Annotated in this window: 9 protein-coding genes; 3 read left to right on the top strand and 6 right to left on the bottom strand. The window is 63.2% G+C overall.

Annotated elements, in window-relative coordinates; all coding sequences use genetic code 11:
* Nucleotides 1-63 precede the first annotated feature (63 nt).
* The 4 genes from QMA10_RS13555 to QMA10_RS13540 all read right to left on the bottom strand — a co-directional run bounded on the left by QMA10_RS13555 (nt 64) and on the right by QMA10_RS13540 (nt 3,847).
* A complete protein-coding gene (locus QMA10_RS13555) occupies nt 64-1,029 on the bottom strand; it encodes an aldo/keto reductase (protein ID WP_356835061.1) in 966 nt (321 codons plus the stop codon).
* 53 nt (nt 1,030-1,082) lie between these two features.
* The gene (locus tag QMA10_RS13550) at nt 1,083-2,426 is read right to left on the bottom strand and encodes a replication-associated recombination protein A (RefSeq protein WP_290169135.1); all 1,344 of its coding nucleotides are present in this window, start codon (nt 2,424-2,426) and stop codon (nt 1,083-1,085) included.
* Complete coding sequence (locus QMA10_RS13545; protein ID WP_290169133.1) at nt 2,423-2,599, bottom strand: hypothetical protein; 177 nt, start codon at nt 2,597-2,599, stop codon at nt 2,423-2,425. The genes QMA10_RS13550 and QMA10_RS13545 overlap by 4 nt, the downstream gene beginning before the upstream one ends.
* A 507-nt stretch (nt 2,600-3,106) precedes the next feature.
* Nucleotides 3,107-3,847 (bottom strand): alpha/beta hydrolase, encoded by a 741-nt coding sequence (locus QMA10_RS13540; protein ID WP_290169132.1) that lies wholly within the window; start codon nt 3,845-3,847, stop codon nt 3,107-3,109.
* 184 nt (nt 3,848-4,031) lie between these two features.
* Between QMA10_RS13540 and QMA10_RS13535 the strand changes: the two genes are divergently transcribed.
* On the top strand, nt 4,032-4,544 hold the full coding sequence (locus tag QMA10_RS13535; RefSeq protein ID WP_290169130.1) for a hypothetical protein: 513 nt from the start codon (nt 4,032-4,034) through the stop codon (nt 4,542-4,544).
* Between the two features lie 7 nt (nt 4,545-4,551).
* Here the strand turns inward: QMA10_RS13535 and QMA10_RS13530 are convergent, their stop codons facing one another.
* A complete protein-coding gene (locus QMA10_RS13530; protein ID WP_290169129.1) occupies nt 4,552-7,005 on the bottom strand; it encodes a hypothetical protein in 2,454 nt (817 codons plus the stop codon).
* Between the two features lie 325 nt (nt 7,006-7,330).
* On the opposite strand from QMA10_RS13530, the gene argE reads away from it, so the two are divergent.
* Both argE and QMA10_RS13520 read left to right on the top strand, forming a co-directional pair.
* Nucleotides 7,331-8,503 (top strand): acetylornithine deacetylase, encoded by a 1,173-nt coding sequence (argE, locus tag QMA10_RS13525; RefSeq protein ID WP_290169127.1) that lies wholly within the window; start codon nt 7,331-7,333, stop codon nt 8,501-8,503.
* A 38-nt stretch (nt 8,504-8,541) separates the two neighbouring features.
* Nucleotides 8,542-9,816 (top strand): MFS transporter, encoded by a 1,275-nt coding sequence (locus tag QMA10_RS13520; RefSeq protein ID WP_290169126.1) that lies wholly within the window; start codon nt 8,542-8,544, stop codon nt 9,814-9,816.
* 111 nt (nt 9,817-9,927) lie between these two features.
* Here the strand turns inward: QMA10_RS13520 and QMA10_RS13515 are convergent, their stop codons facing one another.
* Nucleotides 9,928-11,268 carry an APC family permease gene (locus QMA10_RS13515; protein WP_290169124.1) on the bottom strand — a complete coding sequence of 447 codons (1,341 nt, stop codon included), beginning with the start codon at nt 11,266-11,268 and terminating at the stop codon, nt 9,928-9,930.
* Between the last annotated feature and the right edge of the window lie 6 nt (nt 11,269-11,274).

Here is an 11,274-nt window from a genome sequence, read left to right as displayed (position 1 = left end):
CCGCTCCGCCTCAGGCGGACGGTACCTTGTGCCGTCATCGTCAACCAGTGTTGTCGTTGAGTGTTACTGCCAGTTCGGAATCATGGCCTCGGGGTAGCGGGAGCCGAAGCCACCGAGGGGCAGGATTTCGCTGATGCGGGAGAGATCGGCTTCGCTGAGGACGAGGTCAGCGGCGCCAACGTTCTCCTCAACACGCCCGGCGCTTCGGGTGCCGGGAATCGGGACAATGTGCTCTCCCTGTGCGAGGAGCCAGGCGAGAGCGAACTGCGCGACTGTGGCGTCCTTGGACGCAGCGAGTTCAGCCAGCTGGACTGTTGCCTCGACGTTTTTCTCGAAGTTGCCGGGCTGCCAGCGGGCGTCCCAGCTGCGCATGTCGGATTCCTCATACAGCGAGGCAGGCTTAGCTGTACCCGTGAGAAATCCGCGGCCCAAAGGGGAGTAGGGGACGAAGCCAATGCCGAGCTCATTCAGCGTCGGGAAGAGCATCTCGGCATCACGCTCAAAGAGGGAGTACTCCGTCTGGAGGACTGAGACGGGTTGAACGGCGTGGGCCCGGCGGATGGTTTCGGGGCCGGCTTCACTGAGGCCGAAGTACCTGACCTTGCCGGCGTCGATGAGCTCCTTGACGGTCCCGGCAACGTCCTCGATGGGGACGTTGGGATCGACCCTGTGCTGGTAAAGGACGTCGACGTGGGCCATGCCGAGGTTGCGCAGACTGTTCTCCACGACCTCCCGGATGTGCCCGGGCCGGCTGTCGAATCCGAAGTCGTGGGTGTAACCGAACTTTGTCGCAATGGCGACGTCGTCGCGGAAGTCCTTTACCGCTTGCCCGACGACCTTCTCATTCTCTCCCCAGCCGTAAAGCTCGGCGGTGTCGAAGAACGTGACACCCAGGTCATAAGCGCGTTGGATGGCGGAGGAGCCGCCTTCGGCGTCGGCCGCTCCGTAGGCCATTGTGATGCCCATTGAGCCGTATCCGACAGCGGAAGCGGCCAGGCCCTGTGTGCCCAGTGTGCGCGTCTGCATCATGATGTGCCTCTCTGTTCCCGGTTGACCCAGGGTGGGGTCCTGGCCATCTGTGGTCAAGCAGCTGGTCCGTTGGGCGGGTTGCCGGGCGCGCCCGGTTCAGAGGAACCGGGTGCCGCTGCTCGGAGCCGTGCCCAGTAAGCGAGCCGCTCGGCAACGGCACGCTCATATCCGCGCTTGGTGGGTTGGTAGAAGGTTTCCCTGGGCATGCCGTCGGGGAAGTAGTTCGCGCCGGAGAATCCGGTCTCGGTGTCGGGATCGTACTGGTAGCCGTCACCGTAGCCAAGGTCTTTCATGAGCCGGGTCGGGGCATTCAGAATGTGCGCCGGCGGCATCAATGACCCGGTTCGTTTCGCCGCGGCACGCGCCTTGCTGAAGCCGCGGTATACGCCGATGGACTTCGGGGCGGTGGCGAGGTAGACGACGGCCTGCGCGATGGCGAGTTCGCCTTCCGGTGAGCCCAGGCGTTCGTACACGTCCCAGGCGGCAAGAGCCTGCTGCACCGCCTGCGGGTCGGCGATGCCCACGTCTTCGTTCGCGAACCGGGTGATGCGGCGGGCGATGAACAGGGGATCCTCACCGCCGTCGAGCATCCGCGCCAGCCAGTACAGCGCCGCATCCGGATCCGAGCCCCGCATTGCCTTGTGCAGCGCAGAGATCAGGTTGTAATGGCCTTCCTGACCCTTGTCATACAGCGGTGCGCGTTTCTGCACCGCCGCAGCAAGCGCCGCCGGGTCCACAGGCCCCGGAAGTGCATGGACCTGCTCGATCATGTTCAGCAGATACCGTCCGTCGCCGTCTGCCATCGCAACCAGGGCCTGCCGGGCATCATCCGTCAGCGGCAGCGGTGCACCAAGGAGGTCCTCGGCGCGGCTGATGAGGGTCTCAAGCGCGCCGTCGTCGAGGCGTTTCAGGACGAAAACCTGGGCTCGGGACAGGAGGGCCCCGTTGAGCTCAAAGCTGGGATTCTCCGTGGTTGCGCCGACCAGGACGACGGTGCCGTCCTCAACGTAAGGCAGGAACGAGTCCTGCTGAGCACGGTTGAACCGGTGGATCTCATCGACGAACAGCATTGTGCCCTGACCGATCTCGCGCCGTCGCTGCGCCGCGGAGAAGACCTTACGGAGGTCAGCGACGCCGGAAAAAGTGGCGGAAAGCGGTTCGAACGCCAGGTCGGTCTGCTCGGCGAGGAGCCGGGCGATCGTGGTCTTCCCGCACCCCGGCGGACCCCACAACACCATGGACGACAACCGGTGCGCCTCCACCATCCGGCCGATCGGCGCATCCGCTGCGAGCAGATGTTCCTGCCCGACGACGTCGGGCAGGGTGCGGGGCCGGAGCCGGTCAGCCAGGGGCCGCGCGGCGTCGTCGGCCTCGAACAGAGACGGGGTCCCGTTCACGGCTTCTCCGGTTTCAGGCCGCCTGCGAGGTCGCCGGTGACGATCAGGAACACTTTGCTGCGCACTTTCCACACGTCCAGGTGCGGGGCGAACGGACGCCCGTGGCTCGCATGGTCAGGCGATGCCGCTGTTTCGCGGGCAATCTGCTGCAGCCGCGCCCCGGAGAGTGTCATTCCTTACCCCGCACGTGAAGACCTCCTAGTGTTGAACGGCTGCTCCAGGCTGGCATATGAAAGCTCTGCGACTCGTGCCCGGGCGTTCTGCTGCAGCTCCGATCACGCTCTGGTACCCGGTCCGGAGACGGATTGAACCTGATAGACAACGAGTGTACGCACTCTTTGACAGGGGGATAGATGTGCCCGATGCCCGCCTGCCTGGCCTATGCTTCCCTTGAATCGACTCAGAAGGCCGCCGCCGTAAACGCCTGCCTGCGCCGCTCCCTCGGCTGCAGCCGCCCAGCCCATCTCTATCACCGGCGACTTGGGACGGGGCCTCGTTCTGGCGACGCTGTGCTGCAGCTCCTCAACGGCACTACTGTGATGGTCCTGCCAAAACTCGTCCCCAGGTCGCTTCTCACAAAAGCCAATGCCCGGCAGCAAAGCGACACAGCCGCTCAGACTGGGGGAAGTGCGGTAGCGGCTCCATGCAGTCATGTCAGGAGCGTAACAGCACCCGCCGTTTCAAAGGCCTTGCACACGGGCCTGTTCCAGCAGCCACCTCTCGGCATCCGGCCATGCAACCTGCAAATCGTTGTTGAGGCCCTCATGGTCATACCCCTGATACTGCTGCCACGGCACTCCCCGCCGGCTCAACCCCTCGGCCAGCTCCTCCGGAGGCAGGACCATCCCCACGGCATCTTGATCCCGGTCGCCCCAGAAGCAGTAGAGCGGACAAGGGGCACCTTCAACCAGGGAATTGGGGGGAAGCTTCGCGAGCTCACGATAGAAAACGGCACCGGCCACGGGATCGAACCTTTGATCAATCCGCGTCCAGAGCGTTTTGTCCCGTTCCATTTCCGCCATCTGGGCATCCACGTCACGGGAGGTGACCCCATAGTCTCCCAGCAGAGGAAAACCGCCGGCGACGGCGGCGGCAACGGACCCGTGTTCGGCCAACTGCTGCGCCAGCCAGGGGCCGAATGCACCGGTAAACGAGTAACCGAAAAACAGGAACCGGGGAAAACCCAGGGTCATCGCCACACGGCGCATGTCATCGGCCCAACAATCAGCTGTATAGGGTCCGCGGGTCCGTGTGCTGGCTCCGAAGTCACGCGGCGAGGCAATGATGACGGTGAATCGACGCGCCATCAGCTGCACGAGCTCGGGAAACCATGAGTAATTGCACTCCGGTGCGAGCAGCGCAGGACCGGAGCCGGTCACCCTGAATGCTATTTTGGCTCCGTCGATATCGAGAAAGTCCATGTCAGCCTCATCTGCCCCGCGCACCGGTGCCTCCTGCGGGTATTCCCCTGGGTGTAAGTTCGGCCATCATGGTCAAACGGTAGCGCCTTGAAGGTGAAGACCGGCGCAGCCGCAGGTTTCGGCCCGTGACGCCTCATCCCGTGCCGCGCACCTTGGTCTGCCGGCGGCAGGTAGCGTGTAGGCCATGAAGAATCTTCCGCTGTCGCTCGCGCTTGCCGCGTTATCCGGTGCCCTCACCCTGAAAAGCCCCGCTGACTTCTCCCCGGGGATGCGCCGCGCCTACGTTGTTGCTCCCGGTGCCGCCACTGGCATCATCGCGGCTGCTGCTCTGCGCAGCGGCGTGCGGAAAGGGCGGAAGCTCGCTGCCGCCGGGAGGGTGGATCTCGTCACCCCGGCCAATGCCGGCTCCAACGACGGCGCCGACGGCTCTGCACCCGTGCCTTCCTATGTGCGGGCAGATGCGGACCCGGCGCAGGTTCCGGTATTGGCCTTGACCTCACTGGCGGCGGCGGTGGGGGTCACCGTGAGCGGGTTCCTGGCACTGAGCCTGGTGCTGGATGAGCGGATCGAAACGTGGTTGGTCCGGCGCGGGGCCACCCGGCCGCGCCTGGTGATGGCGGCCGCTACGGCCGCGGGCTCCCTGATCCTGGACCAAGTGACGGAGTCGAAGGATTCCGGGGAATCACCAGGGGCGTAGATCCGCTCTACGCCCCGCGGTCCGCGTCGAGCAGTGCTTGTGCCCGCCCTGCCACATCCATGTCGCGCACCGACAGCACCGAGACCAGGTATTCGAGCCTGCGGATCTGATCCCTGTAGTCCGGGCCCAGACGCTGGGCCAACGGGCGGGACGCAAGCTCCTCGGCCATCCGCCAGGCCACAGCCAACGCACTTTCGAAAAGCCGCTGATCGCCGTCGGCCGCCAGCGGTGCTGAACCCTGATCGGCCATGAACACCGCGTTGAGCCGCGAATCATCCAGCCCCATCGTCAGTGTCTCCAGGTCCCTGCGGACGGTGCGCAGTCTGGCAGCGTCCCTGCCGAAACGGCCAAGGCGCATGGACATGCTGCCGCCGTAGCGCAGCACCTGGTAACCGATGAACAGGACAATCCCCATGATCGGGAACAGGAGCAGCAGCAGGGGGTCCGAGTCACGGATCTGCCACGTGTAGCCGTTCCACTGCTGGGCTTTGGCCATTTGCTCCAGAGATTCGGACACGGCTTCCTCGGGCTTACTAATGAAGAATTCGCTGGTATCCCAGTTGAAGCGGCCCATCCGGCGGGCATCTGCGTAGTAGACCTCCGAAGTCATCCACGCAGGCACCGTCGTGTAGCCGTTATCGAAGAAATACACCGGCACCAGCGCGTGTCCGGGGAGCAGTTCCCCGGTGCTCTCGTCAACCAAATGGGGGTATTGGGCCTTGAGCTTCCACATGGTTTCCAGGAGCAGGTTAGCGTCGACGCGCGAGCTCGCCATGGGATCCTGCGGGTCATACTTTCGGGCGTTCACCTCATAATCCATGCTGATCAGCAGGTCATCCTCCGCGCGTCCCGCGACCACCGTCACTGCCAGGTCTTCCATGAAAGTGTCTCCTACGTTGCGGCGGATCTCTTCCAGATCGAACTTGCTGCCGTCCGGCTCGAAGCGCAGCGCCTCCAGGGGCCGGTTCCCGGTCGGCAAGGTTCCGGAAGCATCATCGATAGCGAACATGGCCGTCAGGCTCAGGAGGAGCGCAATGAATGCGGCCGCGAATCCGGCCAGCACCTTGGCGCCCAGGCCGATGCGTTTGCGAAGTTTCGGATTCACCGGGGCCTTGCCCCGTGCCTCGTCCTGAGCATCATCGAATTCCGGGAGCCTGCCGAAAACTTCGCGGGCCATGGCGTTGGCCGCATCAAGCGCGTCCAGGGAACGGCGGGACCCCTGGGGGGCCAGGCCGAGGCTCGTGCGCAGCACGCTCAGGTCTTCGGCGGGCCGCGGGGCCACGACAGGCTGCGCCGGCATGCGGCGCAGCCTGCGCCGGGGCAGCATATGGCGCAGCTTTCGGGAGAGGGTCTGCGCCTGGCGTTTGAGTCCGCGCTCCGCCCGTTCCCAGGTATGCACAGCCGGCCCGGGACCGCCCGCCGTGCCGGCGCCGGCCTCAAGCAGCGAGTCCAGCGCAGATTCGAGGCTGGTGATCATTTGGGGCTCGACGGCGCCGGCAGGGGCGGCGCGCAGGCGCGTCAACAGTTCCCTGGCGGCGAATGCCAGCGGTGCGCCCAGCCGCTGGAAAGTAGTTTCACCACTGCCGAAACCTCCAATGACGGCGCCCGCCCCCATCACTGCATCAGCTGCTGCCACCAAGTCCGAGACCCCGGTTTCGAACTTTTCCACCTTTTGGGCGGTCCGCGCTGTCATGCCGCTGCTGCGCCCGCGCACTGCCGCAGCAACTTCTTTCTCGGTGCGGGCCAACTCCAAAGACGCATCGCGGACCTTGGTCCACGCTTCGGTGAACCCCGGCGGGCGTTGTTCCGGATCGACGGTGCGGTAGGTGGCTTCCAGGGCTTCAAGATCCAGGACCACTCCGGCCAGACGGCGTTGAGCGGCGGTAAGCCGACGGAAGCGGGCTTCCCACAGGGAGCGGCGCTTCAGGGCCTTTGACATCGCGAACGCCGTCAGCAGCAGACCCAGAACGGTACCCAGAAGCCATGGCCAGAATGATTGGTCAGACCGGTCGGAGAGTTGCAGGGAGGCTTCCTGCGCCGCGGCCACCACGGCCAGCGGCCCGTGGCCCAGCCCGACGTTGGTCTGGTAGGCATCGTGGATGTCCTGGCCTGCGACAAGGTTCCGGTCCGGATCATCGAAGACCGGACGGATTCCCACTTTGCCGACGGCCTGTATCTGCCTGACCGTGTCATAGGGGGCACGTTCCCTGCTGGGTTCCGGGAGCCGGGTGCTCAGCAGGATGTCGGTGCCCGGAGCAAGGTTTCCCTGCTGTTCCTCAAGACTCAAGGTCCGGTCGGTGACCACGAGGGTAAGCGGCTGCCAGGAAGCAACCGGTTCATCAAGTGAGGCCTCGACCGTTCCCTGGGAGATATTCCACGGTTGCCGGCCTTCAACAACGATCCGGACCTCGGACCCCGGTTGCGCCGTGGTCACCACGAGCCCGGTAATTCCAATAAGCAAGGAACTAATCCCGAGAAAAATGGGAATCCAGGGCAAGCCGAAGTCCGGCCTGTTACGGGGTCGGACCAGCTGTTTGCTTTTGCGGCTCATTGACTCAATCCGGGGTACTTGGGAGCGAACCTGCCAATCGTAACGACAAATGGGCAATTCCCAGGACGAGGATTGCTGCGCGTGCCAGCTGATTCGCGGGCACCGTGCAAGGGGAATATGACGGCCGGGGCCGGATTAGTGTGACAAGGACGGGCCGCAGTGACAGACTCTCGACTGTCAGTCCGCTGATAATGCGGGACCTCAGCAGTTGTCCCGATGAATACCAGGAGTAAAAATGTCACCAACACCGAGCGATGCAACGCTTGAGGAAATCACCAGACTGATCAATTTTGAGACAGTCAGCCGGGACAGCAACCTGCCGCTGATCGAGTATGTGGGTGAGCGGCTCAAAGCCCTGGGCATCGAATCCAAACTGATTCACGATGCAACCGGTCAGAAGGCAAATTTGCTCGCCACCATTCCTGCGGGTGACGGCACACGGACCGGCGGCATTGTGCTTTCCGGACACACCGATGTTGTGCCCGTCGACGGACAGGACTGGAGCTCTGAACCTTTCACCCCTGAGATACGTGACGGCAGACTTTATGCCCGCGGCGCCTGTGACATGAAATCCTTTGTTGGCGTGGTGATGGCCAAACTCGACTCCATCGTCGCTGCCGAACTCAGCGAACCCATCCATTTGGCCTTCTCCTACGACGAGGAAGTTGGCTGCATCGGTGCGGTTGGGCTGGTAGAGGCCATCACGGCCGAGGGCCTGAAGCCGCGCGGTGCCATCGTGGGGGAGCCAACCTCGATGCGCGTGGTGCGGGGGCACAAATCGGTCAATGTCATCAAGGTGGATTTTCACGGTATTGCAGCCCATTCTTCACTGACCACGCAGGGAGTCAACGCGATTGCTGCCGCCGCCGAATTTGCGGCGTATGTTGATGCCAAGGCTGAGAAGTTCGCCGGTGCCGGTGCGTCTGATGAAGCATTCATTGTCCCCTACACCACTGCCACGGTGAACCAAATTCAGGGCGGCATCGCGGTAAATACCATACCGGCAGCATGCACGCTTCACTTTGAATTCCGTTCCATTGCAGATGATGACCCCGTGGAACTTATTGAAGAATTCCGGGCCGAAGCGCTGCGCATTGAGGCGTTCATGAAGGAGCGGAACCCGAAGGCCCGCGTCGACTTTACGGTGCTGGCCCAGACGCCGGGACTCGATACTTCCGCCGAGGACCCAATAGTCTCCCTGGCTGCCGAACTGGGCGGAACGCCAAGTCCGGATAAGGTGACCTACGGCACCGAGGCCGGACTGTTCTCCAATGCGGGCATTCCCACGGTGGTTTGCGGTCCCGGCGACATTGCCCAGGCGCATGCACCTGACGAATTCATTGCCTTGGAGCAGATTGCCGCGTGCGAAGCATTCATCGACAATCTTGTGGAATCACTCACCGCCTAGTCTGCCAACCCTCAGCCCACGCCCGCTTGGAGCCTCTTATGAGCGAAGCAACAACGATTACTCCGAAGCAATTCAAAGATGCCAGGAAGGCGGTGATCAGCAGCTCGATTGGTGCCGCCCTTGAATGGTTCGACATCATCGTCTACGCAACCTTCGCAACCGTCATTGCCAGGAACTTCTACCCGGATTCAGACCCGGTCTTTGCGCTGATTCTCACGTTTGCCACTTTTGCGATTTCCTACCTCATCCGCCCGCTGGGCGGCCTGGTGCTCGGTAGCTACGCGGACCGCAAGGGACGCAAGAGTGCACTCTCACTGACCCTGCTGCTGATGATGGTCGGCACGCTGATCATGGCACTGGCACCCACCTACGCCCAGGTTGGCATGTGGGCCGGGATCATTATCCTGCTCTCACGCCTCATCCAGGGCTTCTCCGCAGGCGGCGAATTCGGCACTGCTACTGCATTCCTGATCGAGACGGCACCGCACAAGAAAGCGTTTTATTCGTCCTGGCAGGTGGCAAGCCAGGGTGCCTCAATGCTGCTGGCCTCAGCTTTCGGCTTCGCGCTGACCGAAGGACTCTCCGAAGAGGCGCTGAACAGCTGGGGCTGGCGCGTGCCGTTTTTCGTCGGCCTGCTCATCGGTCCGGTGGGACTCTACATCCGCGCCAGGCTCTCGGAGACCGACGCATTCATCCACAGTGAAAAGGAATCCTCTCCGGTCAAGACTTTGATCGTGAACCATTACGGGCGCCTGCTTGCCGGTTCGGCCGTCATTGGTGTGGCGACAATCTCCGTTTACATGATTCTCTACATGCCCACGTTTGCCGTGACAAACCTGGAAATCCCCGCAACTGCGGCGTACCTCGGCGGCGTGGTTGCCGGTGTGGTTACCCTCGTGGGCGTGCCGTTTGTTGGCCATCTGGCGGACCGGGTGGGACCCGCAAAGGTGATGACCTATGCGGCAGTCGGTGCGCTGCTCCTGGCGTGGCCGCTGTTCCAGCTCCTGGTCACCAATCCAACGGTGCCGACACTTGTCATGGTCATCGGCATACTCGGTGTGATCATGGCGTTCTACTTCGGACCGCTTCCCGCCCTGCTCTCCTCAATGTTTCCGGCAGCGGTTCGGGGAACCGGGCTGGCAGTCACCTATAACGTCGGCGTCACACTGCTGGGGGGCATTGCACCGCTGGTGCTGACCTGGCTGCTGAGTGCCACCGGGTCCTTGAGCGCACCGGGATTGTACTACATGGCCATCGCCGTCATTTCGCTTGTTGGCCTGTACTTCGTGCGAACACGTTACATCCGGCACTAAGCGTCGGGGGATGGTTCGCCAATCCCCGAAAGGCCCCGTTTGTCTGCCCAGGAGCAGGGAAACGGGGCCTTTGCCGTAGTCGGCTCGGGGTACACGGCAATGACGCCCGGCTCAGCGGGCGTCCACCCGCTCCTGGTGCTTGCGCCCGGCCCGGGCCGCGAGGAACAGCAGGGATCCGATCACTACATACACGGCCGCACTGAGCCAGATGGTTGCGGATTGCTGGGTGAGAAGTGCGACGCTCGCAATGATGGCCAGGACCGGCAGGGCCCGCGGGGCTGCGAAGTGGCTGTGCTCGACTTTGTCCTTCTTGAGGACGAGAACGCTGATGTTGGCAGAGAGGAACACCAGGAGCAGGAGCAGCACCGTGGTTTCTGCCAGCGTGGCGAGATTTCCGGTAAGGGTCAGGATTATCGTCAATCCGGCAATGACAACGATGGAGACCCATGGCGTTTGGCGGCCCGGCAGCACACGGCTGAAGGCCCGGGGGAGCAGCTCTGCTTCTGCCAGTCCGTAGCCGACACGGCTGGCCATGACCATAAACAGCAGAGCTCCGTTGGAGATGGCGATCAGGGCGATGATGCTGAAGACTCCCGGCGGGATTCCGACACCGCTGGCGGCGACAACATCGAGCAGAGGACCGGTGGATTCGGCGAGGTCAGCCGGCGGCAGGACGATCACCGCCCCGATGGCGATGAGGAGATAGACGACGCCCGCGGTGCTGATGGCGCCGAACAAAGCGCGGGGGTAGGCCTTGGACGGGTTGCGTACTTCTTCGGCCATGTTGGCTGCGGCCTCGAAGCCGAGGAATGAGAAGAAAGCCACGATCGATGCGGCGAAGGCACCCTGGAGGGGCGGCACATCCGGTGCAAACTCAAGCAGGCGGGACGGCTCCCCGTTGCCGGAGGTAAAGACGATGGCCGCGACGACGATGACGATGACGAGACCGGTTACCTCGATAATGGAGGCGACGAGGTTCGCCCCAAGGGACTCACGCACGCCGCGAAGGTTGATCAGTGTCAGCAGAATGATGAACACGATTGCTGCGGGGGCGGCCGGAACATCGATGATCGCCGTCAGATAATCGCCTGCGAAAGCGTTCGCGAGGGCAGCGGCTGTGGTGATGCCCGAGGCCATCATCAGGAAGCCGACGAGGAATGACACATAAGGGATGCCGAAAGCACGGTCGGCGTAACGCGCGGCACCGCCGGCGTGGGGATATTTGGTGATCAGCTCCGCGTACGTCGCGGCAGTGAGCAAGGCGACGACAAGCGCAATCAGCAGGGGTATCCAGATCGCGCCGCCAACATCAGCGGCCATGGTACCGACCAGGGTATAGATGCCGGCGCCGAGGGTGTCGCCCACGATGAACGCGAACAACAGCGGCGCACCGATTGCACGCTTCAATCCGGTGGGTGTTTTCGATGCGGTGGTGCCGGGTTCGTTGGTCACGGCACT

It is taken from the genome of Arthrobacter sp. APC 3897, from assembly GCF_030407495.1.
GTDB lineage: Bacteria > Actinomycetota > Actinomycetes > Actinomycetales > Micrococcaceae > Arthrobacter_B.
This window is presented reverse-complemented; position numbering and strand designations above follow the sequence as displayed.